Consider the following 24,212-nt stretch of genomic DNA (forward strand, 5'->3'; position numbering starts at 1 on the left):
CTGCCAGCAGATGGGTTGCATAAAGGGTGAGACAAAAAAACCGGATCAGTGAACCTGATCCGGTTTTTTTACGGTTTAAGCGTGGTTTAAACGCTTAGGACAGCGCCGCCAGTGCCGCATTCAGCGTTTCGCTTGGACGCATCACTTTCTTAACGTTTTCGCGATTAGCATGGTAGTAACCACCGAGTTCAGCCGGTTTGCCCTGAACTGCGCTCAGTTCAGCAACAATCTGTGCTTCATTTTCGCTCAGTGTTTTCGCCAGAGGCGCAAAGTGAGCTGCCAGTTCGGGATCTTCGGTCTGTGCCGCAACTTCCTGTGCCCAGTACATGCCCAGATAGAAGTGGCTGCCACGGTTATCAAGTTCACCGGTTTTACGTGAAGGAGACTTATTGTTCTCCAGCAGTTTGCCGGTAGCGGCATCCAGAGTTTTCGCCAGAATGGATGCGCGCTTGTTGTTTTCCTTAATACCCATCTCTTCAAGAGACACTGCCAGAGCCAGAAACTCACCCAGTGAATCCCAGCGCAGGTGGTTTTCTTCCTCAACCTGTTGTACGTGTTTAGGTGCAGAACCGCCTGCTCCTGTCTCGTACATACCACCGCCTTTCAGCATCGGTACAACCGACAGCATCTTCGCAGAGGTGCCCAGTTCCATGATTGGGAACAGATCGGTCAGGTAGTCACGCAGCACGTTACCGGTGACAGAGATAGTGTCGTTACCACGGATCATACGGTCCATGCTGAAACGGATCGCCTGATTGTAAGTCTTAATGGAGATATCCAGACCATCGGTATCGTGATCCTGCAGGTAGGTATTTACCTTTTTGATCAGTTCGCGGTCGTGAGCACGTTTGTGGTCCAGCCAGAAAACAGCAGGCATACCGGACTGACGTGCGCGGGTCACGGCCAGCTTAACCCAGTCGCGTACAGGCTCATCTTTGGTCTGACAAGCACGCCAGATATCACCTTTCTCAACATCGTGCTGCATCAGCACGGTACCGTCTGCAGTAACAACACGCATGATGCCATCGGCCATCATTTCGAACGTCTTGTCGTGCGAACCGTACTCTTCGGCTTTTTTAGCCATCAGGCCAACGTTTGGCACAGTACCCATGGTGGTTGGATCGAATGCGCCGTTAGTTTTACAGAAGTTGATCATCTCCTGGTAGATACGGGCATAGGTGCTTTCCGGCATAACCGCTTTTGTATCTTTTGGCTTGCCGTCAGGGCCCCACATCTTACCGCCGTTACGGATCATTGCAGGCATTGATGCATCAACGATGACGTCAGAAGGTACGTGCAGGTTGGTGATCCCCTTAACAGAGTCAACCATTGCCATTTCCGGACGGTGTTCCAGACACTCGTGGATCGCTTCTTCAATCTCTTCGCGCTTGGAGGTTGGCAGCGATGAAATCTTATCGTAGACGCTGCCGATACCGTTATTCGGATTAACACCCAGCTCTTCAAACAGATCGCCGTATTTTTCAAACAGTTCTTTGTAGAATACGGTTACTGCATGACCAAATACGATTGGGTGAGACACCTTCATCATGGTTGCTTTTACGTGCAGAGACCACATAACACCGGTCTCTTTCGCATCCTGCATGGTTTCTTCAAAGAACTCACGCAGCGCCCGGCAGCTCATGCGCATGCTGTCGAGAATCTCGCCCTGTTCCAGGCTCAGCTCTTTCTTAACTTCGACGTTTCCGGCCTGATCAACAAACTCAAGGCGGACATCACCGGCCTGATCCATGGTGATGGACTGTTCGCTGGAGAAAAAGTCACCATCGCGCATGTAGTCAGCGTGGGTGCGTGAAGCTTTGCTCCACTTACCCATAGAGTGGGGGAACTTACGTGCGTAAGCTTTAACAGCACCTGGAGCACGGCGGTCTGAGTTACCTTCACGCAGTACCGGGTTTACAGCAGAACCCAGAATCTTGGAATAGCGAGCCTGGATTGCTTTATCTTCTTCGGTCTGTGGTGCTTCAGGGTAGTTCGGGATATCACAACCCTCTGCCTGAAGTTCTGCGATACAGGCTTTCAGCTGAGGAATAGAGGCTGAGATATTTGGCAGTTTGATGATGTTTGCGTGGGGGTCCTGAGTCAGGGCTCCCAGAAAGGTGAGGCCGTCTTCCGCTTTTTGCTCTTCGGTCAGTTTTTCGGGGAATGCTGACAGCACACGGCCAGCCAGAGAGATATCGCTGATCTTAACGTCGATGCCCGCAGCCTTGGTAAACGTTCTTACGATAGGAAGTAAAGAACAGGTGGCCAGTGATGGTGCTTCGTCGGTAAGGGTCCAGTAAATAGTTTGATTCGTTGTAGTCATTTTATCCCCTTGTCATTTGGCTGGTAGCCAGAGGCTTAACAGGGCAGCTTGTGGCTGTCCTTAACATCTTTGCTTAAGCCTTATAATTAATTTCCGCGGGCGCATTATACGTCAAAAAATTACTAATACTGAAGTAGTCCTGCGCTTTCTGGAGGGGAATATCGACTAAAAGATAGTATTACTGTAGTTTTATTACCGCAGCGCAGCATGCTTTTTTTAACTTTTGCAGTCGGTATTAACAAAAAAAGGATCCGAAGATCCTTTTTTAAGCAGGGTGGGATTAGCGCTTGGAAAGTACTGGTTTAAGCTTATTGTGCATATCCAGCAGCGCCTTCTCGGTGGTATCCCAGTCGATGCAGGCATCGGTAATCGATACTCCGTACTGCAGGTCAGCCGGGTTTGCAGTCATCTTCTGATTACCCCAGCCCAGGTTGGACTCAATCATCAGACCAACAATAGACGTATTGCCTTCAAGGATCTGGTTGGTAACGTTTTCCATCACCAGTGGCTGTAAAGCCGGGTCTTTATTGGAGTTTGCGTGGCTGCAATCCACCATAATGTTTTTCTTCAGGCCGGCTTTATCCAGTGCCTGCTCGCACAGCGCGACATTGACTGAGTCGTAGTTTGGCTTGCCATTACCGCCACGCAGTACGACATGACCGTATTTATTGCCTTTGGTGTGCACTTTGGAGACTTGTCCCTGCTCATTAATACCCAGAAAATTATGCGGGTGCGCCACAGATTCAAGTGCGTTGATAGCAACCGTCAGGCCGCCATCGGTACCGTTTTTGAAACCGACAGCACCGGACAGACCGCTGGACATCTCCCGGTGGGTCTGTGATTCGGTGGTGCGGGCACCAATGGCAGACCAGGCAATCAGATCTTGCAGATACTGTGGTGAGATGGGGTCCAGTGCTTCAGTTGCCAGTGGCAGGCCGGCCTCAGACAGCTCAATCAACAGCTCACGACCAATATGCAGGCCCTCTTCAATTTCAAAAGAGTCATCCATATGGGGGTCATTGATCAGGCCTTTCCAGCCAATGGTCGTCCGGGGCTTCTCAAAATATACGCGCATAACCAGATAGAGAGTGTCCTGAACCTGTTCAGCCAACTGTTTCAGCTTGTGACCATATTCGATCGCCGCCTTGGTATCGTGAATAGAGCAGGGGCCCACCACGATAAACAGTCGCTTATCTTCACCCTTCAGAATGTTTTTTATCACCTGACGACCTTCCATAACAGTGGCCGCTGCAGTTTCACTCAGAGGTAGTTTTTGTTTCAGCTGGTCAGGAGTGACCAGAACCGTATTACTCTCAATATTGAGGTTTTCGACTCGGTTATCAGACATCTCAATTTCCTAAAGTGCACAGCCTTTACCCTGTACACCCGTTAGCGCGTTCGTAAAGGAGGTACTTTGTAACATATTAATGGTGAAGGTTTAAGTGCTGATCGGTGCTATCCGGTGATACAATTAACAAAATTAGCAGGCTTACTGTAAAGCCAGAGGTTTTTTCATCGTTTAATATGTTTTTAGCCTGATTATCTGCAGGCCGGATCGAACTCCCCAGACTGCTTGCTGTCCATAAACCGTTCGATCTGACTATTACATTAAGGGGTTTCCGTGCCGTTACTGTTTCAACGACTGACCATGCCAGCTACCGTCATCCTGATGTTACTGTTTTTGCCGTTTAGTACACCTGTCAGTGCGGGGTTGTTTGATAATGCCAATCCGTTTGCCGGTGATGATGGCCCCTTGCAGGTTGAGCAGGCTTTTGTATTTGACTATGAACAGGACGCTGACGGTGCCGTTAAACTGATCTGGACTATCGCGGATGGTTACTATCTTTACCGCGATAAGATACAGCTGGATTATACCCCGGAAGTGGAAGAGCTGGATCGTCGCTACTCCGATGCCGAAGAGAAAGACGACCCCCTGTTTGGTCAGGTATGGGTGTATCACAATCAGGCGGTTGTTAATCTTGATCTGACCAGCACTACCGGGCAGCCGGTAGATAGTGTCGTGACGGTTAACTATCAGGGGTGCTGGGAAGGTGGAATCTGTTATCCGCCGGTCACCAGGACGTTCAACCTTACACAGTTGCCGGTTAATCCGGGACAGACGGGGGACACGGCGACCGTTGACAGTAACACTCAGCCCGTGGTCAGTCAGCCGGACACAGCGCCAAGCATTACTACGCCTTCATCTTCACCAATACAGAGTGAACAGGATCGTTTCGCCGCGCTCATCTCCGGCAGTGGTCTGCTGCTAACTCTTGGGGCCTTCTTTGTCGCTGGTCTGGCACTGGCACTGACCCCTTGCGTATTCCCGATGATTCCCATTCTCTCCAGTATTATTGCGGGTCACGGACATAAAACCACCGCCCGCCATGGATTCTTTCTATCGCTGATCTATGTGCTATCGGTTTCCCTCACCTACACGGTTGCCGGGGTGATTGCCGGTTTGTTTGGTGAAAACCTGCAGGCGGCGTTTCAGAATGTCTGGGTGATCAGCTTTTTCAGTCTGATCTTTGTATTGCTGTCACTGTCGATGTTTGGTTTCTATGAGCTTCAGTTGCCCTCCAGCTGGCAGAGCCGGCTGAATAGTATGAGCAACAGCCAGAAAGGCGGCACGGTGATGGGGGTGATGGTCATGGGGCTGTTATCGGCTCTGATTGTTGGCCCCTGCATGGCGGCACCGCTGGCCGGTGCGCTGATCTATATTGGTCAGAGTGGCGATCCACTGATGGGAGGCGCTGCGCTGTTTAGTCTGAGTTTAGGGATGGGAGTCCCACTGCTGATTGTCGGGGCTTCTGCGGGCAAACTGCTGCCTAAAGCGGGTCTCTGGATGGAAAGCGTGAAAGCCGGATTCGGCGTTATGCTGCTGTTGCTGGCGGTCTGGATGCTCGACCGGGTTATTGCTGATAATGTTGCTTTGCTGCTCTATGCGGTGATTCTGCTGGTGGCCGCGGTACATATGAAAGCGCTCGACCGGCTGAAGGATAATGCGGCGGGCTGGAGTTATTTCTGGAAGGGTGTTGGAGTGGTATTACTTCTTTATGGCGGTATCCTCTTTATCGGTGGACTGACCGGTGGCAAGAGTCTGATGCAACCGCTAAAAGGGTTTGCTGTCAGCGGTGCCGGGGCGCAGTCCGGTCCAGAGATGAACTTTGTTACCGTCACCAATAAACAGCAGCTGGATAGCTTACTCAGTGATGCGAAAGCCAGGCAGCAACCGGTGATGCTGGATTTCTACGCCGACTGGTGTATCTCCTGTGTCGAACTGGACAATCTGACCTTTGCTGATCGTTCAGTGCAGCAGGGGCTTAGTGGTTTCAAACGTATTAAAGTTGACGTCACCGCCAATGATGATGCGGCAAAAGAGTTAAGCGCTCTCTATCGTGTTATTGGCCCACCGGCACTGATTTTCTATGACCGGGCGGGTCAGTATCATCCTAATATGACGCTGATCGGGGTTATCGAGCCCGACGTTTTTGTCAGGCATATAGCAGGATTGTAATAGCTAGCTTAAAGGTCCTTCCAACCGCTAAACAAAAAAAGGCTGATACCTGATGTATCAGCCTTTCTAAATCGGCCAGTGATTATTACAAACGTTTAGTAATCACCCGTCCATCCGCTTTTTCTAACAACGCGCAAGCGGCGAAGCCGCATCTCGCTACTGCTTTTAAGCAAAGGTCATTTCTGGCACATGCTCCGGCACAACCAGCTTACCTTCCGTCTTCTCGATAATCTCTTCCACAGAGACGCCAGGCGCGCGCTCTTTCAGGTGGAAGGCGCCATCCTTAATTTCCAGAAATGCCAGATCGGTGAGCACTTTTTTGATACAGCCAGCGCCGGTGAGGGGCAGGGTGCAGTTGGTCAGTAGTTTGGATTCGCCATGCTTGGATGCGTGGGTCATGGTGACGATAATATTCTCAGCACCGGCCACCAGATCCATCGCACCGCCCATCCCTTTAATCAGTTTTCCAGGGATCATCCAGGAAGCGATATTGCCGTTAACATCAACTTCGAATGCCCCCAGCACGGTCAGGTCGACATGCCCGCCACGGATCATGGCGAAGGATTCAGCGGAGGAGAATATCGATGCGCCGGTGGCCGCAGTGACGGTCTGTTTGCCCGCGTTAATCATATCCGCATCAATTTCATCTTCGGTAGGGAATGGACCCATACCCAGTAAGCCATTTTCAGACTGAAGCATCACTTCGATGCCTTCAGGAATGTAGTTTGCGACCAGAGTCGGGATGCCGATACCCAGGTTTACATAAAAACCATCTTCCAGTTCGCGTGCAATACGCTGTGCTATCTGTTCACGTGAGAGTGCCATTGTCTTTCCTCTTCTTTCTGACAGCGGTGAAGCGACAGGGCTATCAGAAATTCAATAAATTACCGGAGTGTCGTATCAGCTCTGGCGCACTGTGCGCTGCTCAATACGTTTTTCGAAGCTGCCCTTAATCACACGATTAACGTAGATGCCAGGGGTGTGGATCTCGGTGGGTTTCAACTCACCCGGCTGAACAATCTCTTCCACTTCAACCACTGTGATTTTGCCCGCGGTTGCCGCCATTGGGTTAAAGTTCTGTGCCGTATCCCGGTAGATCACATTGCCGTAGGTGTCCGCTTTCCAGCCTTTTACGATGGCAAAATCACCGGTAATCGATTCTTCCATAATGTATTTGCGGCCGTTAAACTCCCGCACCTCTTTACCTTCGCCTACCGGGGTACCGTAACCGGTGGCCGTATAGAACGCCGGAATGCCGGCACCGCCAGCGCGCATTTTCTCAGCCAGCGTGCCCTGTGGAGTGAGTTCGACTTCCAGTTCACCCGCCAGCAGCTGCTTTTCGAACAGGGCGTTTTCGCCCACGTAGGAGGAGATCATCTTTTTGATCTGGCGATCAACCAGCAGGATGCCGAGACCAAAATCATCGACACCACAGTTATTCGATACAAAGGTCAGTTCTTTGGTACCCATCTTTCTGATCTGAGCAATCAGGTTCTCGGGGATACCGCAAAGACCGAAGCCTCCGGCAATGACGGTCATACCATCTTCCAGACCAGCCATAGCCTCTTCATAGCTGTTCACAACTTTATTAAAACCCGACATGTGTGCAACTCCGCAATTCAGTTCTTTTTATAGGGGTCTTCGTATTTAAGGGTGGTATCTGGCTGGGACAGTTCCGTTCCCGGAACACCAGATACCTGACTCACGAATAAGTTAAGTCTTATATACCGCGTATCATTTAGCAAATTTAATGATTTGAAGTATTTATAAAATTTGTTTATATATGTGGAATCCCTGTTCCACAACATACCCGGTTTAATATGACCGGCTGGAAAACAGTAAAATGGTCAATATCACCCTGAAGCAGTTAAGAGCATTTGTCGCTGTGGCCCGTACCCAAAGCTTTACGGAGGCCTGTACTCAGGTTCATCTGTCCCAGCCCGCGCTGAGTATCACGATTAAAAATCTTGAAGAGGAGGTGGGAGGCGCGCTGTTCAGCCGAACCACCCGGGCGATCGCGCTTACCCCTGAAGGAGAGGAGTTTTATCCAGTGGCGCAGAAAATTCTGCATGATTGTGAAGCTGCACTGGATGACCTGAATCAGCGTTTTGCCCTTAACCGGGGGCGGGTGGTGTTGGCGGCGATGCCATCGTTTGCCAGCAGCCTGCTGCCGGGCATTATCAGCCAGTATCGCGCGCTCTATCCCAATGTCAGTATTACGGTGAATGATGTCATCGCCGAGGATGTGGTGGATATGGTGCGCAATGGCCAGGTGGAAGTAGGGATCACCTTTGACCCGGGCCGTTCCGAAGACCTGACCTTTACTCCGCTGTTTGACGACCGGTTTGTGGCGGTGGTACATCCGGATCACCCACTTGCGAAAAGTTGCAGTATCCCCTGGCAGGCGCTGCTTAAAAATGACTTTATTACCTTGCAACGGCCATCCAGTATCCGTCTGCTGATTGAAGCTAAACTGCGTCAGTTGGGGATGCAGATGTTACCTGAATTCGAAACCCATCAACTGGCGACTATCGGCAGAATGGTGGCAACCGGTTTGGGGGTGAGTGCGGTGCCCTCTCTGTGTATTCAGCAGATGCGGGAACTGGGGGCGGTCTGCCGTGAACTGGATACCCCGGTGATGCAACGGCCTGTTGGTGTAGTGATGCGTAAACGCTATCCCTTGTCGACTGCGGCCCGAAGCATGGTGGATATTATTCTGGGCTCTGCAGGAGACCTTACAGAAAAGATAAAGCTCTGAGTCGTTTATCGGCCCAGAGCCTTATTTTCAATAAGATGTGTGTGCTCAGACAAGCGTTTGCAGCTTAGCGGTTTCAGCGTAAAAATTGGGTGCTGAAGGTTTTGAATTCCTCTGTGCCCGATTTCTGAATCCACTCGAAGCCGACCATCTCTTTAGTCACGATGTGTATACCACAGTGGCGCATCCGTTCCAGCGCTGCCTGTTTATCTGCCGGATTACGAGAAGACACCGCATCGGCCACCACATACACTTCGCGGGCCTGCTGTTTGATCTGAATGGCTGTTTGCATGACACAGACGTGTGCTTCCATGCCGACGATAATGACCTGGTTGGGACGAATACTGTTGATCTTTTCATTGCAGCTGGGGTCTGACATACAGGAAAAGTGCAACTTATCCATAAAACCCTCTTCGGGTAGCACATCCAGCAGTTCAGGGACTGTTCGCCCAAGCCCTTTCGGGTATTGCTCAGAGGTGAGAATCGGAACCCCGGCCAGTTTGGCCACCTCAGCCAGCCAGCGGACATTGGTCACCAGCGTTTCACTTTCATGCACTGCCGGCACCAGTTTTTCCTGAATATCGACAACCAGAAGGCAGGATGAGTTTGGGTAGATCAGCATAAAAATTCTCCGCGTAACAGGGGCAGTAAACCGCCTTGAAGCTTGATGTATAGTCAGATTCTGACGTAAGTGCCGATAAGGATATACCCTAATATCACTTTTGGCTATCTCTCCTCCGGCGGGTGGTTTATAGCACGATTCCTGCCCGGCTTTACCAGCAACCATAAGCTGGCCAGAGAGAGGATCGCCATGGCGGCAATACTCACCGCCATGGTTGTCGGGGTGCCGCTGTGATAATGCCCCACCAGCATGCCAATACTGGCGGCAATAAGTGACTGGCTAAAGCCCAGCAGAGAGGACGCTGTTCCGGTCATCTTAGCAAAAGGGGCCAGTGCCCCCGCCATTGCCTGAGGCATCACCATACCGACACCGCACATATAGATAATCTGGGTAATGGCCGTCAGCCACAGGTAATGGATATCCAGCAGCGCCGGTATCACCATACTCAGTCCCGCCAGCACACTGATAACGGTACCACGCTTCAGAACCCCATTAATACCGGTGCGACAACCGATACGCTGCGCAATCAGCGTGCCGCTCAAAAAACCGCCGGACGCTAACGCATAGAAAATACCGCTGTGCTGCGCAGGTACTTTAAAGTAATCGATCAGCACAAACGGAGCACCGGAGAGAAAGGCAAACAGTCCGGAAAAAATAAAACTACAGCACAGGGTGTAACCAAGATATTCCCGATGTTTTAATAACAAACCAAAGTTACCCAGGATAACCAGTGGTTTGAGTGAGCTGCGGTTCTCATTGGCCAGAGATTCAGGCACCTTAAAGGCGATCAGCAGCATTGACGCTAATGCATACCCGGTGAGAAAGATAAACACTGCGCGCCATTCAAACCAGGCCAGCATATAGCCGCCAATGACCGGAGCGATTGCGGGTGCCAGCGCCATAATACTGCCCATCATCGACAGCACTCTGGCCGCATTGACCGGTCCATGGATATCACGGACCATTGTGCGGCCCAGTACCGGTCCCCCGCAGGCACCCAGGGCCTGCAGAAAGCGGAAAAATATCAACTGCTCAATCGTGGTAGCAAGGGCGCAGCCCAGTGAGGACAGGACAAACAGCAGCAACCCGCCAAGCATCACCGGCTTACGACCAAAGCGATCGGCCAGGGGACCGTAAACCAACTGCGCAAAGGCAAAACCATAAAGAAACACCGACAGGGTGATCTGCACCCGATCAACCGAGGTATCAAACTCCCGGGTCAGGCCTGGCAGACTGGGCAGATACATATCGGTTGATAGAGGGCCTAGTGCGACTGCGGCGGCCAGCGTTACAATAACGGCGGTTGAAGTGGGTCTGAACATCCGGTCTCAGTATTCTGGTATTAATGAGTAAACGTTATACATTCGGGCAGTGACAGTTATCATCCTGCGAGTGTAAATTAGTTAGCAAGTTAACTATTTTTAGCGCTAAATAAATATAGGGGTATTCCTGTATATTTAGATCCGTTAAAGTAATAGCTACACAAATATTTCGTCCATTCAGAAACATGGAATAGCATTATGAAAGTATATTCACTCGATGGCATAACCCCGGTTGTTCACCCTTCGGCTTATGTGCATCCCAGCGCCGTTCTGATCGGTGATGTGATTGTCGGTCCCGATTGCTATATCGGCCCGGCCGCCTGTTTGCGGGGGGATTTTGGTCGCCTGGAGCTAAAAAAAGGGGCCAACTTGCAGGACACCTGCGTCATGCACGGCTTTCCCGGCACCGATACGGTAGTGGAAGAGGACGGTCATATTGGTCATGGGGCGGTGCTTCATGGCTGTGTCATTGGCAAGAATGCGCTGGTGGGAATGAACTCGGTGATTATGGATGGGGCTGTTATTGGGGAGTCATCTATTGTCGCGGCGATGTCGTTCGTTAAGGCGAAGATGGATGTACCTGCGCGAACACTGGTGGCAGGATCCCCGGCGCGGGTGATCAAAGAGCTGACCGATAAAGAGATCGACTGGAAATCAGCCGGGACCCGGCAGTATCAGGATCTGGCGGTCCGTAGCATGAACACCATGCAGGAAGTTGAAGCGCTGACTGAAGTGGAAGCAGATCGCCCGCGGATGGACGTTGGGATCGAAGGGGTGGTGCCCAAATTTAAAGCGGAAAGCTGATCGTCGCATCGCTTTGAAATCTCATTCCGGGTTTTTAACATCGGTATGGTGCTATTACGTTTGAGGTTAACAGACAGGTTTATAGCATCAGGCTGAGTTCAAAGGCGAGGCGCTTCCGGCGCTCTGAATTTTGACGCTCTGAATTTCGGCGCTCTGAATTTCTAAGTAAGCAGCTTTTATCATGTTATCATGCTGCCGCTAAGGGATAAGCGGTCAGAGGGCTATGCAGTTGACATTGCCCCGGCGTTATCTGAATCAACAGGACGTTATTGATGTGGCTTGACAGACTATAGCGCCTGATAATCTTTTTTTGAGATAGATATTCTTCATATGGATATGATACTGCTTGTTGCGCTGGATGCGGTTATCACCGGTGCGATTTTATGGATGGCCGGTAAGGTTACGGCGGTCCATCTGAATTTTTCTCATACGGTTATCGCAGCCGGAGCGGCATCTTTGGTGTCGCTGATCCCCTCATTTGGCTGGCCACTCTCAATTATTATACTGTTTTATCTGTTAAAGCAGTTCAGTGATGCGGATATCTGGCCGGATATTATCCTGCTAGTGTTGGTGAGCCAGTTGATTTTGTTTGCCGTGGGGACCGCTCTGAGCGAGGTATCGATTACTGTATCGTAAGCTGCGGGGACGCCGCTCAGCAGCACTCCTGTTCGAGCTTCCACAGCAGCTGCAACGCCTGCGGGTCATCATGCTCTTCAAAAAAGCTGTAGAGGTTGTTCATCTGCGCGCCGATAAAGAACAGATTGTCATGCTTCATGCGGGTCTGTTCTTCAAGCTTCATTGAAAAATAGCGCTGCCATTGCTCATTGCCATCACAATTCAGAATCGTCTGTAGTTTTTTATGGAGTTCATCAGCCCAGCGATCACATTCAATGCCGCAGAAGCTGACATAGCGGTCCGTATTGTCTGCCTGACCCATCACAGTATCTCCCGAATAGACTAAACGGACATTCTAGAGGGAGAGTGTTTCATCTCTCTAGCGAAATTAAGCTCAATAACAGGATTAGTTGCGTTATATCAACGCCTTTGATGATCAGTTTTAAAAGTTGTATCGCTGCCTTTACCTACTTGTTGAGCAGTGCGTCATTCCGGTAGAATCTCCCGCACATTATTTGATAGCGCTTATTGCTAAATAACTAAAAACACAGGAGTCGCTTGTGGAACTCGCATGTCTTGACCTGGAAGGTGTACTGATCCCGGAGATCTGGATCGCCTTTGCTGAAGAAACCGGAATTGAAGAGCTGAAAGCGACCACCCGCGATATTCCTGATTATGATGTGCTGATGAAACAGCGTCTGCGGATTCTCGATGAGCATGGTCTGACTCTGCCGCAGATTCAGGCCACTATTGATCGTCTTTCGCCATTGGAAGGTGCCCGTGAGTTTATCGACTGGCTGCGTGAGCGGTTTCAGGTGGTGATTCTGTCCGATACCTTCTATGAGTTTGCTGCACCATTAATGAAGCAGTTGGGTTATCCAACGCTGCTGTGTCATAAGCTGGAAGTGGATCAGAACGGTCGTATCACCGATTACACCCTGCGACAGAAAGACCCTAAGCGTCAGTCTGTCCGTGCTTTCCAACTGTTGAACTACCGTGTGATCGCCGCTGGAGACTCTTACAACGACACCACCATGCTGACCCAGGCTGAATCCGGTATTCTGTTTCATTCACCACAGAATGTTATTGATGAGTTTCCGCAGTTCCCCGCAGTACATACGTTTGAAGAGCTGAAAAAAGAGTTTATTAAAGCGAGCAACCGCGACCTGTCTCTTTAACCGCAGTCGCTGCGCGACCGGTAAGATTAAGAGCGCTTCGGCGCTCTTTTTTTGTCTTAGCGAGACCCGGCCGGTTATATAGGCTACCCTGCATTTACCGTATAGATGCAGCATTAACCTGATCAGAATTTACCCAATTTCCCTGAGCGATATAGCGATACCATGACACGAAAAACCCTGAGCCTGAAGGTTAAAAAAAGCGCAGCTGCCAAGCCTGTCGATGAGGATAGCAGAGGGCAGGCTGATGATAACCCGTTAAAGCGTTTTTTAAACGGTGTTGCCGTTCACCCATCTCCCGGTATTCGTCTTGAATCAGGTTCACAGCAACTCTCTATGCGGGCGATGGATCTTATTACGCCTGTTGGCCTGGGGCAGCGGGGGCTGATTGTTGCACCTCCTGGCTCGGGAAAGTCGACGCTGTTAAAGCATATCTGCCAGTCAGTGGGGCAGGCTTATCCCGGGATCAGGCTGTATGCACTGCTTATTGATGAGCGGCCCGAAGAGGTGACCGATTTTAAGCGAAGCGTACCAGCAGAGGTTCATGCTTCATCCTCGGATGAAAGCTATGCCCATCATGTGCGGGTGGCGGATCAACTGCTCGATAGAGCCTGCAGGGAAGCGGGAGAAGGTCATGATGTGATGATTGTGATCGACTCACTGACACGGCTCTCCCGGGTGCACAATGCGGAACGTAAAAGTAGCGGAAAAACCCTGTCAGGCGGTGTCGACGCCCGGGCTCTGGAGATACCCCGAAAACTGTTTGGCTCAGCCAGAAAAATTGAAAATGGCGGCTCGCTGACCATTCTGGCGACAGTTTTGGTGGATACTGGCAGCCGTATGGACCAGGTGATCTTTGAGGAGTTCAAAGGCACCGGCAACATGGAAGTCGTATTATCCCGCGAGGCAGCGAATCGGCGCATATTCCCGGCGCTGGATATTGCCAAAAGCAGTACCCGCCGTGAACAACTGCTGCTAAACCCGAAAGATCTCCAGGCGATACGGGCACTGCGACGCAGCCTTGTCAATCTCAAACCGGAAGAGGGCGCCAGGAAGCTGATTGAGTTGCTTGAGACCTATCCGACCAATGAAGCACTATTAAACGCTGTGACCAGTGGTTAGACTTAAAAGCAGTGGCCAGATGTAGCTTCGCTACTTGCCAGAACGCGGCTGCGCAACTTGTTAGAAAAAGATGAAGAGCGCTGTTCCTCATAGTTCGGGGGCTGGAAATGGAGGTTCAGAGGGGGCTGGCTTAAGATCGTGTTAAATATGATCTTTTCTCTTTTTAAAACTTACTTTTTCCTCACTTTTGAAGTAGCTTTGCCGATAAAAATAAAAAAATTGTTCAACTGTGAAGGGCTTATTATGTTTCAGTCTTTGAAAACACGTTTACTCGCCATCAGTGTCTTATCGGTGGCGTTTGTCGTGGCTGTATTGATGCTTGAAAAATACGTTGTTGAACGTAATGCCTTGATGGAAGTCTTGAAAAATGATGTCTTTCACTCAGCTACTGCGTACGGTGATGGCGTTAGCCAGTGGCTAACTGACCGACAAAATACCATGACCGCGTTAAAAAACGCGATTGAGCAAAACCCCTCGGAAAGCCCTTACGCTAAAATTTTACAAGCGCATCAATCGGGTAGCTTTGGCCTAACCTATTACGGTAATGAAAAGGGCGAGATGTTCCGCCAGGATCCTTCTCTGGATCAAAACAACAGCAGTTATGATCCGCGTAAACGCGGTTGGTATAAACTGGCTAAAGAAAAAATGAGACCTGTTGTCACCGCGCCGTATGTCAGTAAAACGCTTCAGGAACTCGTCGTAACATTAGCCGAACCGGTTATGCAAAATGGGGTAATGATTGGTGCGGTCGGCTCCAATGTGACTCTGTCACGGTTGGCTCAACGCACCTCAGAGTTATCAGTACCAGGCGATGGCTACGCGATTTTGGTAGATCGCAGTGATCAGATCATCGCGCACCCTCAAGCGGAGCTCCAATCTCAATCTCTGGCCAGTGTTAACCCAGTTTTAGCGGGGGATTCACTAACCAAGCTGATTGACGGTGATCAGCTAATAGAAACTCAGCTTGATGATCGTGATCGTCTTGTTTACGCCGCTGCGATTCCTGATACCACATGGGCATTAATCTATGTAGTAGACAAATCAACTGTGCTAAAACCTCTAATGCAGTCCCTCACAACCCAGGCACTGATCAGCTTAGGGATTGTTATTGTTCTGAGCTTAATTTTGATCGCGTTGTTCAAGGTTATGTTTAAAAACCTCGAGCGTGTAAGCCAGGCATTGAAGGACATATCAGAAGGAGAGGGGGATCTAACCGTCCGTATACCTGTAAATAGCCACGATGAGATCGGCGTTTTAGCACAAGGGTTTAATCAGTTTGTCGAGCGTTTACACGGCATTATCAGCCGCTTAAGTCAAACCTCTGGTAGTCTTACTCAAACGGCTGATCATTTTACACAGGCGGCACAGCAGCGCAGTCAACGTATCCGTGTGCAGCAAGATGAAATAAATATGGTTGCGGTCGCAGTGACAGAGATGGCCTCTGCTACACAGGAAATTGCTGGTAACGCGGAAGGCGCAGCCCACTCCGCTAAAGATTCGGTGACCATCAGCGAAAATGGACAGGTGCAGGTTGAGAAAAGTCAGAAATCCATCCAGGCGTTAGCGGATGAAGTTCAACGTGCAACCGATGTTATCAGCGATCTGGAAAAACACTCCCAACATATCAGCGGTATTCTTTCGACGATTAGTGGGATAGCAGAGCAAACGAATTTACTGGCCCTGAATGCTGCAATTGAAGCGGCCCGTGCGGGTGATCAGGGCCGGGGCTTTGCAGTGGTCGCCGATGAAGTTCGTGTGCTTGCGCAGAGGACGCATGCGTCGACCGGTGAGATACAAAGTATGATCGATACTTTGCAAAAAATGACTAAGCAAGCGGTTTCCAGTATGGGACGCGGTCATTCGATGGCGGCACAAAGCGTTGATGATGCTGAATCAGCGCGACAGAGTCTTGTGACGATTACCTCGGCGATTGCAGAGATCTCAGATCGGGCCGTTCAGATCGCTTCGTCAGCAGAAGAGCAAACCTCCGTAACCGAAGAGATCAACCTTAATACCACTGCGATTAGTGATGCTGCCTCAAACATGGCGGATGAAGGTGCTAAAGCTGCGGAGCAGGCTGAAACCTTGCGGGCTTTGATTTGCGAAATCGAAGGTGAAGTCAAACGCTTCCGTTTATAAGGTCTTCCTTCTTTGATACGTGTAATAAACCGTTCAGCATCAAGCGTAGATTCTTATCCGCTTGATGCTGAAACTATTATTGGGGTAAAACCAGTTAAAGGTTATTAATGCTCAAGTTAAGCTGATGCTTGAGCTCCAATATACGGGCAATTTCTTACATGTATCGAGCGAAAAAGATAGTAAGTTTCAGCCCTTCCCGTCTGCGATGTTGGATGCCCGTACCTCGCGCCGCGAGGCAAAGAGCTAGAGCTTTTATGAGAATACAAACATACTCTACAGACAACGCCAGGGAAGTAGCTGACTTGTTTCATCAGTCTGTTCATGCAATTGATCCCTCGCTGTATTCATCAGAGCAAAAAGAAGCCTGGGCACCTACACCTGTCGATTATGAACGCTGGGCTGAGCGACTGAATGCGAAAAAACCGTTTATCGCTTTCCTTGATGGTTGTGTAGCGGGCTTTATAGAATTAGATGCAGATGGTCATATTGACTGCACTTATACCCATCCAGATTTTCAGGGAAGAGGGGTCGCATCCAGACTGTATGAACGTTTGCTCGATGAAGCAAGAGTCAGAAATATCAAACGTTTATACGTCGAGGCATCACTTGTGGCTAAGCCGTTCTTTGAACACCGCGGTTTCTCTGTCGTTAAGAAGAATGAGGTTCAGAGAAGCGGAGTGACTTTAGTCAATTTTTCAATGGAACTGTATCTAAGCCCTACAATCAAATGAAGCCGACTGACTGAGCGTCGACTGATAAGAGCGTTAAGTGTTAGTGCTAATAATCCGCAACGGTCCCTGCAGTCAGCTCATTGTGTGGTAACGCATATTGACCCGCTGTCGTTGTGATCCCCATCGCCCAGGTGGGCCGTTGAAAACCCCGGGGAGGGGCGTGTGGCATTGTTGGCAACAGCCATCCCCGGTGAGTCCCCAATGACCCAGGGTATACCAGCAGCGCTCAATCAGCGTCGCACCGCAGTTGTGGCAATAGGTGCTTTCTCCCTGAGTGTCATAGACATTACCGGTATAGGGATAGCGCACGCCGTTAGCCAGGGCGATCTGTCGTGCCCGGGTGAGGGTTGCTGGTGGTGTATGGGGTTTGTCGAGCATCTTCCAGTCGGGATGAAAGGCGGAAAAATGTATTGGTACATCGGGGCCAAGGTGATCGACCACCCACTGTGTCATGGCGTTGATCTCGGCGCTGGAGTCGTTTTCACCGGGAATCAGCAGGTTAGTGATTTCGAACCAGACATCGGTTTCGTGTTTCAGGTATTCAAGGGTTTCCAGTACAGCACCGAGCTCTCCGCCACAGATCTTGTGATAGAACTTCTCAGTGAACGCCTTCAGATCGATATTGGCGGCATCCATATGGCGGTAAAATTCTGCGCGAGGCTCAGCACAGATGTAACCGGCGGTAACAGCAACGCTCTTTAAACCCTGTTGATGGCAGGCATCGGCGACATCCATGGCATATTCCATAAAGATCACCGGGTCGTTATAGGTGAAAGCAATGCCCATGCAGCCCAGTTGCTTCGCGGTGGCTGCCAGTTGTTCGGGCAGGGCCTGATCGGCGAGGGTGTCCATCTCCCTGGATTTACTCATGTCCCAGTTCTGACAAAATTTACAGGCCAGGTTGCACCCTGCGGTACCGAAGGAGAGGATCGGCTGTCCCGGCAGAAAGTGATTGAGGGGTTTTTTCTCCACCGGATCGATACAGAAGCCGCTGGAGCGGCCCCAGGTATAGAGCATTATCTGGTCGTCTTCACGCCCGCGTACAAAGCACAATCCTCGCTGGCCTTCATGTAATTTGCAGGCACGTGGACAGACATCGCACTGGATACGGCCGTCCTCCAGTGTATGCCAGTATTGAGTAGATAATATCTTGTGGGATTCGGGAATCATCTGGCCGCCTCATGATCGACATTCACGCTCTCAGTATAGTTCGCTGATCATCACCCAGCGGCTAAATTGCGTCTACGGGGAGGGGGGCTGACAGCTTAACGCTCCAGCAGGTGCTTCTTGTCGGTCACCGAATCCCACTGCTTCGCATCCGGCGGACTGGGTTTCTTTTCGGCGATATTGGGCCATTGTTGCGCCAGTTCCGCATTGAGTTGAATAAATGACTGTTGATCACCTGCTACCTCGTCCTCTTCCATTATCGCCTCGACCGGGCACTCCGGTGCACACAGGCCGCAATCGATACACTCGTCCGGGTTGATCACCAGAAAGTTAGGGCCTTCGTAGAAGCAGTCCACCGGACAGACTTCAACACAGTCGGTATATTTGCACTTGATACAGGGCTCCGTGACTACAAATGTCATAACAGATCCTTTCAGGCCACCGGCCTGTTCAGGTGATTAAAAAGCCTCATAGGTCAGTATAGTTGTCTGCAACACAAATGAAGTATAGATAGCCACTAGTTGTCAGACCTGCTGGACAGGGGGATGCGCTATCAGTGCTCTTTTATCCTATCGTTTTCTATGTAAATATTGGTCAATAAAGGATTAGAACGGGGTGATTCAAGGAGTCAGAGAGCTGTTAACAGGGTTAATGCCCTTAAACTGTGACGTAGGATAAGTAAGACTGGGATACCAAGAGAGAGGTTATTGATAATAAAGGGCTCTGATCCCTCAACTTATACGCTAAAACGCCTGGCTTTTGAATCAGGCGACGCATGGAGCACATAATGAATAGTCACCCGATCCTGTTGCCGATGATTACGCTGGTGGCCTGGACCTTTGCAATTCTTCTTATTATTCCCTTCAGGCGCTTTCGGGGTGTTTTTCGTGGGGATGTCACCGCAGAAGATTTCAGGCTTGGTGAATCAGCCAATGTCCCTGCAGAAATCAGCCTTCCTAATCGTAACTACATGAGCCTCTTAGAACTTCCGCTGCTGTTCTATGTTGTGATTCTGGCTCAGTATGTCACACAGACAGATACATCCGTCACAGTGGACCTCTGCTGGACCTATGTCGGGTTGCGGGTGTTACATAGTCTTGTACATCTGACATATAACCATGTGCTGCACAGGTTTACTGTGTTCGCCCTGAGTAATGTTGTTTTACTGATCATATGGGTTTTGTTTTCAGTCGCTGTGATTACGATTTGACCCGCACACGCAAGCGTCTGGATATCGGATTGAGGCGCAGGAGAGATCTTCAGACTATATTGAAAGCTAAATTGTTAGTGCCTGATATCACAGAAATGGAGTTTAGATCTGTGTAAGCGCGCAACCTGTCGTTATCAATGGACGTGAGCCTATGAAAACGCGTCAACGAAGGTTTTTCCCGATTTCGATTCTTAGTGTCGGTTATGGTCTCGTTATCCTGACCGTTACCTGGCTGTCTCCGGTTATCGCAAGTCAGTATCGTTGCGAGACGACACCGGAGATTTTAGTCTCGGCAGCCGATGACAGTATGGTCGGGTATGTGTGCGATGCGGCTGACAGGGCGATCGGTTTTCTTGCCCGGTATCAATTGCAGCTGCAAAAACCGATAGAGATCAGCATTATTGAACAGAGCATCAACCAGGAAGGTTATATGGCCTTTGGAAGTTATGATCGCCAGAGCGACCGTATTCAGATAATGTCGCTGCCCGCAATATTACACAGCAGTCAATCGCCACAGATGTATAACATGCCCTTTGACGAGGAGCACTATGTGGGTGCTTTAGCCCATGAGATTACCCATGCGATCTTCCAGCATAACGCAAACCACACAGAGGACCAGTGGACAAACGCGGCGCAGGAGTATCTGGCACATGCCACTCAACTTGGGGTTTTATCCGCCGCCAGACGAGCGCAGATCATTCAGGCTGCCGCGACCGGCCCCTGGGAGTCCGGCGATGAAATAAGTGTGACCTACATGGGGTTCAATCCCACGGGTTTTGCGGTGAAATCATATCTGCACCTGACACAATTGAGTGACCCGCAGACGTTTATTCAGATTCTTCTGCATCATAAATGGTTGTATATATCGGTGCCTTAATAACAGCCGTAGCCAGTTGTTAGATGTGGCTTCGCCACTTGCTAGGAAAAGCTAAAAAGCCGTTACTCGTTGTTCGAACGTCACAAAACCGTGACTTGCTCGTCGCGGGAAAAAGCAAAGAAAGAATCATTAGAAGTATCAACTATCCGGCTCTACCAAAAACAGTACGTAAGTTGTATGTATAAACAGTTTATTTTGTATATCGCAGCGGTTATGCTCGTTTAATCGTTTGAGAAGGCTTGTTTTGCTGCTGGCATCATTAGCAAAACATCAGAAAAACAAAGGGATAGGTTGAAATGCTGGCGGGATAGTACGCCGGGGCCGGAATGCAACTGCGCATTCTCGTTTTTATCTTAAAGGAGATTACGATGTCATTTTTTTCCTCTTTATTATCTGATGGTTACCCTTCTTTTTGTTAATGTCGCCTGGCATGTATATGTGCCGACGTAGTATTAAAATGTTAGTTTCTGAATCGGAGTATCAGTGAAGAAAGAAGACGGAATCTCAAAGTACAAGCTGAGTAAAATTGCTACGGAGTCTTTGAGAAATACTATCCGTCTTCATTTTGACTCTGTGTTGCTCTATGAAAATGGCTCCTACCCAAGTGCTCTTCAGCTTTCAGTCTTGGCTTTAGAGGAATTCTCAAAGGCCAACTGGGTAGATCACTATATATGGTCATCGGAAACTAATGAGGGCTATTCTGATGCTGAGTTTGAACAAGAATGGCTAAAGCTTCTGTACTTGCATCCAAAAAAGCAGTGGAACTTTGTGGCAAGAGAAACAGATGATTATTCGCCAAAGTTTATTTCTCTGATCCAAAGTAGAAAACTTGAAGAGAAAAAGCAAAATGCAATCTACGTTGGCTTGTCTCGCTCAAAAGGTAAGATCGATACAGATAGTCGGGTTTCAACCCCTTGGAAAATAAAACAAAAAGATGCAAAGCAGTTTATTTCAATTATCAACGATGAGCTGCTCAGAATATGCGCAAGAATCGAAGACGATGAATTCTACTTCGAGGGAGGTAAGGACATGGATGAGGTGTTCGATTATGAGATCTATAAAAAGCTTTTGAAATGGCCCCACAAGAGTGGAATTAAGAATAACGGTTGGAGAAAGAAGAATCACCAACGAAACTAACAAGCGCATGTTGTCGGACTGGTTTTCCGCTGCGCTCCAAACCAGCCGAAATGCGGGCGTTAAATTCCTATGATCATATTTGCAGTTACAAAAGAAGGGTTTCAAGAGTTGGAACCAGTGATTAAAACAGGTAAGTATTCTGTTTGGGTTGGCGGCAATGTCTTGAGTGAATCTGAGCTGGATCGCTATAGAGAAATGGATATAGATCTTACAAACTTCAGCTATGAAATAGACCCAGCAAATGACGAAGAGCTAGATGGTGCTCTGGCAACCATTGCGGAGCATCACCCGGAAGAAAGGGTTTGGTTAGAATGCCGACCATAAATTTAACAAACGCATAAACTCGGATAATTTTCTTCGCTGCGCTTCACAAATTTCCAATTATGCGGGCGTTAGATGCCAAAAATTAATTTATGAAAATAGCAGTTTTTATACTTGAAATGGTCGTTGGCGTTTTGCCCGCAACACTATTGGCCCCAGCCGCAATCCTAGGATCAATGTTCAGCATCTTCGGAGCAGCAAAAGGGTGGGAAGATATTTTTCATCCATTAGGCATTTTAGGAATATTTGGACTTGCAGGCATGATCGGGCTTTGGTCCGTTGTTTCGCAAAATGCATTTAAAACCAATTTCAAGCCCGGCAAAGTGCATTTAACACTACTGTCACTGGGCATGCTATCCGCGCTACCAATTGCGTACATAGCAATTTTCATATCGGAACCAAATGAAACTAAAGACTTTTATTTTATCCTTTGCTTCTTGGGTCCACTAATTGTTGCTTCAAAGTACCTGTATCACTCGTTCAGAAACAATTAAAGCAATTAAAGCAATTAAAGGGAGCAGAGCCCTTTAATCAAATAATTGTGAAGTATGCATTCCCACGCGGGAGCGTGGGAACGAGCGAGATTTATGACAGTTATCACGGGTATTGTTGGGATTCTTGCCTTATCCCAACCTACGATCTAACTTTTCCTAGCAAGCGACGCAGTCGCATCTAACTCCTGGCGCAACTCAAGCTTCTCCGCAATGTTGTTTATTGTTCCAGAAATGGACTCATATGCGCTTTCAATTGATCGCTTGTGTCGTTTATCACCAAATTCCTGATATTCAACACGGATTTCATGTATGTCATCAGCGCCAAGATATTTGCTGAGCGTTCTCAGATGAGGCCCTAAATGATTCATCGTTTCGCGTGCCCCGTTTTCTCCAAAGCCAAACTCCCCACATGCTGTTAAAAGCACGAGGGATTTGCCAGAGAGGGTTGGCTCTAATGGGAAATCACCGCGATCAAGGTCAAAGGTAAAGGTCTTGTTTATTCTCACAATCTGGTCAATCCATGCTTTCAGTGATGCAGGCATACCGTAGTTGTACATTGGCGTGGAGATGACAATGACGTCGGCCTCAGTTAGCTCCTCAATTAACAGATCAGACAATGATAGTAATACATTCTGTTCATCTGTTCTTTTCTCTTCGGGGGTAAAGACAGCGGCAATCCAGCTTTCAGATATAAAGTCTGGTGGTGAACTGCCAATGTCCCTATAGATAAATCGATCCGTGGGTTGTACCGCGCGCCATTGACGCTTGAATCTCTCGCCCAGATCTCTTGTGATTGAACGTTCTTTGCGAGCACTCGCATCGATATGAAGTAAAGTGGTCATATGATTTTCCCTGGTTTGTTATGAAGTACGCTGTGACGGGAATTATTTGCAAAGCTGGGCTTGTTGACAAATGGTAAAACTTTACTTATAGATGAGCAGGTTTCATCTATGAGTAAAGTCTATGTTCTCTCGCTTACCTCAGCTGAACCAAATCAGAGGGTTTGAGGCTGCTGCACGATTAGGCAGTTTTAAAGCTGCCGCTGAGGAGCTGAATATCACTCCAACGGCAATATCTCACCAAATATCAAACTTAGAGGATCGACTGGGGGTTCTGCTGTTCGAACGAAAAGTCCGTTCAATAATCCTGACTCAGGAAGGGGCCAGGTTTGCACATGTTGCCCATCAGGCGTTGCAGCAGATATCAACGGCAATTGAAGAGATATCTAATGCGCAGTCTGTGTTGAACATTGCCACAACCACCTCTTTTGCCTCAATGTGGCTTGTGCCTAATCTGGCAAGGTTTTACAAAGAACATCCCGATATTCAGATTGAGATAAAGACCGGCGAAGAGCTGGCAGATATCAAGCGGGATCGTCGCATTGATCTCGCAATAAGATATGGTCGTGATGATGAGAAAAATACAACTGCAGTAAAACTGGTGACCGAACATTTTGCTGGCTATGCAACAGAGGGCTATTTAAACAGTTGCAAGCATTTAACTGATGCCACATTTATTGAGACCCGGTGGAAGAATAAAGACTTACCGTCGATAAGCTGGAAAAATTGGCTACAAACGTTTAACGCCGATATCTCCGATCCCAGGGTCTGTTTCTTTGATCAGGAAGATCATGTTGTTCAAGCCGCTTTAGCCGGTCAGGGAATAGCACTCGTGAGTTCGGTATTAGCTAAAATGGCCTTGCAGCAAGGTTGGTTAAAGGCTTTGGATAATGACTGCTCTTTGCCGGGTTTGACATATTACCTATTGGTTTCTCCCTTTAGCGAGAATTTACGAAAAGTTACTCTTTTCAGAGAGTGGTTGGTAAAAGAGCTATCAGAGTATGCTTAACTAAAGCAGGTTCTACCCTGGTCTCTCGGGATG

At 49.0% G+C, this 24,212-nt stretch carries 24 protein-coding genes; 14 read left to right on the forward strand and 10 right to left on the reverse strand.

All coding sequences use genetic code 11. The annotated features are described in order from the left end of the window. Positions 1–94 precede the first annotated feature (94 nt). Positions 95–2,323, reverse strand: a complete 2,229-nt coding sequence (locus BMY09_RS12105) for an NADP-dependent isocitrate dehydrogenase (RefSeq protein ID WP_091358457.1) — start codon at positions 2,321–2,323, stop codon at positions 95–97. Between the two features lie 280 nt (positions 2,324–2,603). Next, positions 2,604–3,671 carry a 3-deoxy-7-phosphoheptulonate synthase gene (locus BMY09_RS12110; protein WP_091358460.1) on the reverse strand — a complete coding sequence of 356 codons (1,068 nt, stop codon included), beginning with the start codon at positions 3,669–3,671 and terminating at the stop codon, positions 2,604–2,606. A gap of 273 nt (positions 3,672–3,944) precedes the next feature. Between BMY09_RS12110 and dsbD the strand changes: the two genes are divergently transcribed. Beyond that, positions 3,945–5,840: a protein-disulfide reductase DsbD gene (gene dsbD, locus BMY09_RS12115; protein WP_091358462.1), complete on the forward strand. Its 1,896-nt coding sequence runs from the start codon at positions 3,945–3,947 to the stop codon at positions 5,838–5,840. Between the two features lie 165 nt (positions 5,841–6,005). Here dsbD and BMY09_RS12120 read toward each other — a convergent pair whose 3' ends face one another. Beyond that, the gene (locus BMY09_RS12120) at positions 6,006–6,665 is read right to left on the reverse strand and encodes a CoA transferase subunit B (RefSeq protein ID WP_091358464.1); all 660 of its coding nucleotides are present in this window, start codon (positions 6,663–6,665) and stop codon (positions 6,006–6,008) included. Positions 6,666–6,740: 75 nt separating this feature from the next. Then, positions 6,741–7,442, reverse strand: a complete 702-nt coding sequence (locus tag BMY09_RS12125; RefSeq protein WP_091358466.1) for a CoA transferase subunit A — start codon at positions 7,440–7,442, stop codon at positions 6,741–6,743. A gap of 241 nt (positions 7,443–7,683) precedes the next feature. On the opposite strand from BMY09_RS12125, the gene BMY09_RS12130 reads away from it, so the two are divergent. Next, entirely contained in the window at positions 7,684–8,598 is a 915-nt protein-coding gene (locus BMY09_RS12130) for a LysR family transcriptional regulator (protein ID WP_217647429.1), read from the forward strand. A 73-nt stretch (positions 8,599–8,671) separates the two neighbouring features. On the opposite strand, the gene BMY09_RS12135 is transcribed toward BMY09_RS12130, so the two are convergent. Together BMY09_RS12135 and BMY09_RS12140 are read right to left on the reverse strand one after the other, a co-directional pair. After that, positions 8,672–9,217, reverse strand: coding sequence for a hydrolase (locus BMY09_RS12135; RefSeq protein ID WP_091358468.1), 546 nt, complete (start codon positions 9,215–9,217; stop codon positions 8,672–8,674). Between the two features lie 104 nt (positions 9,218–9,321). Then, positions 9,322–10,539, reverse strand: coding sequence for a Bcr/CflA family multidrug efflux MFS transporter (locus BMY09_RS12140; RefSeq protein ID WP_091358471.1), 1,218 nt, complete (start codon positions 10,537–10,539; stop codon positions 9,322–9,324). A 198-nt stretch (positions 10,540–10,737) separates the two neighbouring features. On the opposite strand from BMY09_RS12140, the gene paaY reads away from it, so the two are divergent. Both paaY and BMY09_RS12150 read left to right on the forward strand, forming a co-directional pair. Beyond that, positions 10,738–11,343, forward strand: coding sequence for a phenylacetic acid degradation protein PaaY (gene paaY / locus BMY09_RS12145; protein ID WP_175483522.1), 606 nt, complete (start codon positions 10,738–10,740; stop codon positions 11,341–11,343). Between the two features lie 330 nt (positions 11,344–11,673). After that, positions 11,674–11,979, forward strand: coding sequence for a hypothetical protein (locus BMY09_RS12150; RefSeq protein WP_091358478.1), 306 nt, complete (start codon positions 11,674–11,676; stop codon positions 11,977–11,979). A 16-nt stretch (positions 11,980–11,995) separates the two neighbouring features. Here BMY09_RS12150 and cowN read toward each other — a convergent pair whose 3' ends face one another. Next, positions 11,996–12,280: a N(2)-fixation sustaining protein CowN gene (cowN, locus tag BMY09_RS12155; protein WP_091358482.1), complete on the reverse strand. Its 285-nt coding sequence runs from the start codon at positions 12,278–12,280 to the stop codon at positions 11,996–11,998. A gap of 238 nt (positions 12,281–12,518) precedes the next feature. Here cowN and thrH point away from each other — a divergent pair, with 238 nt between their 5' ends. From thrH to BMY09_RS12175, 4 genes are all read left to right on the forward strand, one after another. Next, the gene (gene thrH / locus BMY09_RS12160; protein WP_091358485.1) at positions 12,519–13,136 is read left to right on the forward strand and encodes a bifunctional phosphoserine phosphatase/homoserine phosphotransferase ThrH; all 618 of its coding nucleotides are present in this window, start codon (positions 12,519–12,521) and stop codon (positions 13,134–13,136) included. 162 nt (positions 13,137–13,298) lie between these two features. Next, positions 13,299–14,255 (forward strand): transcription termination factor Rho, encoded by a 957-nt coding sequence (rho, locus tag BMY09_RS12165; RefSeq protein ID WP_091358489.1) that lies wholly within the window; start codon positions 13,299–13,301, stop codon positions 14,253–14,255. Positions 14,256–14,402: 147 nt separating this feature from the next. Beyond that, positions 14,403–16,394, forward strand: a complete 1,992-nt coding sequence (locus tag BMY09_RS12170) for a methyl-accepting chemotaxis protein (RefSeq protein WP_245756574.1) — start codon at positions 14,403–14,405, stop codon at positions 16,392–16,394. 254 nt (positions 16,395–16,648) lie between these two features. Beyond that, a complete protein-coding gene (locus BMY09_RS12175; RefSeq protein WP_091358622.1) occupies positions 16,649–17,125 on the forward strand; it encodes a GNAT family N-acetyltransferase in 477 nt (158 codons plus the stop codon). Between the two features lie 72 nt (positions 17,126–17,197). Here BMY09_RS12175 and amrS read toward each other — a convergent pair whose 3' ends face one another. Together amrS and fdxA are read right to left on the reverse strand one after the other, a co-directional pair. Then, positions 17,198–18,295, reverse strand: coding sequence for an AmmeMemoRadiSam system radical SAM enzyme (amrS, locus tag BMY09_RS12180; RefSeq protein ID WP_091358492.1), 1,098 nt, complete (start codon positions 18,293–18,295; stop codon positions 17,198–17,200). Positions 18,296–18,390: 95 nt separating this feature from the next. Further along, positions 18,391–18,714 (reverse strand): ferredoxin FdxA, encoded by a 324-nt coding sequence (gene fdxA / locus BMY09_RS12185; RefSeq protein WP_091358494.1) that lies wholly within the window; start codon positions 18,712–18,714, stop codon positions 18,391–18,393. A 365-nt stretch (positions 18,715–19,079) separates the two neighbouring features. Here fdxA and BMY09_RS12190 point away from each other — a divergent pair, with 365 nt between their 5' ends. From BMY09_RS12190 to BMY09_RS12210, 5 genes are all read left to right on the forward strand, one after another. After that, entirely contained in the window at positions 19,080–19,502 is a 423-nt protein-coding gene (locus BMY09_RS12190) for an MAPEG family protein (RefSeq protein WP_091358497.1), read from the forward strand. 151 nt (positions 19,503–19,653) lie between these two features. Beyond that, positions 19,654–20,379 carry a DUF6639 family protein gene (locus BMY09_RS12195; protein WP_091358498.1) on the forward strand — a complete coding sequence of 242 codons (726 nt, stop codon included), beginning with the start codon at positions 19,654–19,656 and terminating at the stop codon, positions 20,377–20,379. 483 nt (positions 20,380–20,862) lie between these two features. Further along, positions 20,863–21,516 carry an AbiV family abortive infection protein gene (locus BMY09_RS12200; protein ID WP_091358501.1) on the forward strand — a complete coding sequence of 218 codons (654 nt, stop codon included), beginning with the start codon at positions 20,863–20,865 and terminating at the stop codon, positions 21,514–21,516. A gap of 69 nt (positions 21,517–21,585) precedes the next feature. Beyond that, entirely contained in the window at positions 21,586–21,840 is a 255-nt protein-coding gene (locus BMY09_RS12205; RefSeq protein WP_091358503.1) for a hypothetical protein, read from the forward strand. Positions 21,841–21,929: 89 nt separating this feature from the next. After that, complete coding sequence (locus BMY09_RS12210) at positions 21,930–22,331, forward strand: hypothetical protein (protein ID WP_091358505.1); 402 nt, start codon at positions 21,930–21,932, stop codon at positions 22,329–22,331. A 146-nt stretch (positions 22,332–22,477) separates the two neighbouring features. Here the strand turns inward: BMY09_RS12210 and BMY09_RS12215 are convergent, their stop codons facing one another. Continuing rightward, positions 22,478–23,173, reverse strand: coding sequence for an FMN-dependent NADH-azoreductase (locus BMY09_RS12215; RefSeq protein ID WP_091358507.1), 696 nt, complete (start codon positions 23,171–23,173; stop codon positions 22,478–22,480). 121 nt (positions 23,174–23,294) lie between these two features. On the opposite strand from BMY09_RS12215, the gene BMY09_RS12220 reads away from it, so the two are divergent. After that, positions 23,295–24,179, forward strand: coding sequence for a LysR substrate-binding domain-containing protein (locus BMY09_RS12220; protein WP_091358510.1), 885 nt, complete (start codon positions 23,295–23,297; stop codon positions 24,177–24,179). The last annotated feature ends 33 nt before the right edge of the window (positions 24,180–24,212 follow it).

Source organism: Amphritea atlantica, from assembly GCF_900111095.1.
GTDB classification, from domain to species: domain Bacteria; phylum Pseudomonadota; class Gammaproteobacteria; order Pseudomonadales; family Balneatricaceae; genus Amphritea; species Amphritea atlantica.

Excerpts from the sequence above, each read along its gene's own strand:
- BMY09_RS12205 (WP_091358503.1), top strand. The coding sequence starts at position 21,586 with ATGATCATATTTGCAGTTACAAAAGAAGGGTTTCAAGAGTTGGAACCA.
- BMY09_RS12150 (WP_091358478.1), top strand. The coding sequence starts at position 11,674 with ATGGATATGATACTGCTTGTTGCGCTGGATGCGGTTATCACCGGTGCG.
- paaY (WP_175483522.1), top strand. The coding sequence starts at position 10,738 with ATGAAAGTATATTCACTCGATGGCATAACCCCGGTTGTTCACCCTTCG.
- BMY09_RS12120 (WP_091358464.1), bottom strand. The coding sequence starts at position 6,665 with ATGGCACTCTCACGTGAACAGATAGCACAGCGTATTGCACGCGAACTG.
- rho (WP_091358489.1), top strand. The coding sequence starts at position 13,299 with ATGACACGAAAAACCCTGAGCCTGAAGGTTAAAAAAAGCGCAGCTGCC.
- BMY09_RS12195 (WP_091358498.1), top strand. The coding sequence starts at position 19,654 with ATGAAAACGCGTCAACGAAGGTTTTTCCCGATTTCGATTCTTAGTGTC.
- BMY09_RS12135 (WP_091358468.1), bottom strand. The coding sequence starts at position 9,217 with ATGCTGATCTACCCAAACTCATCCTGCCTTCTGGTTGTCGATATTCAG.
- BMY09_RS12140 (WP_091358471.1), bottom strand. The coding sequence starts at position 10,539 with ATGTTCAGACCCACTTCAACCGCCGTTATTGTAACGCTGGCCGCCGCA.
- amrS (WP_091358492.1), bottom strand. The coding sequence starts at position 18,295 with ATGATTCCCGAATCCCACAAGATATTATCTACTCAATACTGGCATACA.
- BMY09_RS12190 (WP_091358497.1), top strand. The coding sequence starts at position 19,080 with ATGAATAGTCACCCGATCCTGTTGCCGATGATTACGCTGGTGGCCTGG.
- BMY09_RS12210 (WP_091358505.1), top strand. The coding sequence starts at position 21,930 with ATGAAAATAGCAGTTTTTATACTTGAAATGGTCGTTGGCGTTTTGCCC.
- cowN (WP_091358482.1), bottom strand. The coding sequence starts at position 12,280 with ATGGGTCAGGCAGACAATACGGACCGCTATGTCAGCTTCTGCGGCATT.
- BMY09_RS12125 (WP_091358466.1), bottom strand. The coding sequence starts at position 7,442 with ATGTCGGGTTTTAATAAAGTTGTGAACAGCTATGAAGAGGCTATGGCT.
- BMY09_RS12175 (WP_091358622.1), top strand. The coding sequence starts at position 16,649 with ATGAGAATACAAACATACTCTACAGACAACGCCAGGGAAGTAGCTGAC.
- BMY09_RS12220 (WP_091358510.1), top strand. The coding sequence starts at position 23,295 with ATGTTCTCTCGCTTACCTCAGCTGAACCAAATCAGAGGGTTTGAGGCT.
- BMY09_RS12105 (WP_091358457.1), bottom strand. The coding sequence starts at position 2,323 with ATGACTACAACGAATCAAACTATTTACTGGACCCTTACCGACGAAGCA.
- fdxA (WP_091358494.1), bottom strand. The coding sequence starts at position 18,714 with ATGACATTTGTAGTCACGGAGCCCTGTATCAAGTGCAAATATACCGAC.
- BMY09_RS12130 (WP_217647429.1), top strand. The coding sequence starts at position 7,684 with ATGGTCAATATCACCCTGAAGCAGTTAAGAGCATTTGTCGCTGTGGCC.
- BMY09_RS12110 (WP_091358460.1), bottom strand. The coding sequence starts at position 3,671 with ATGTCTGATAACCGAGTCGAAAACCTCAATATTGAGAGTAATACGGTT.
- BMY09_RS12215 (WP_091358507.1), bottom strand. The coding sequence starts at position 23,173 with ATGACCACTTTACTTCATATCGATGCGAGTGCTCGCAAAGAACGTTCA.
- BMY09_RS12170 (WP_245756574.1), top strand. The coding sequence starts at position 14,403 with ATGATCTTTTCTCTTTTTAAAACTTACTTTTTCCTCACTTTTGAAGTA.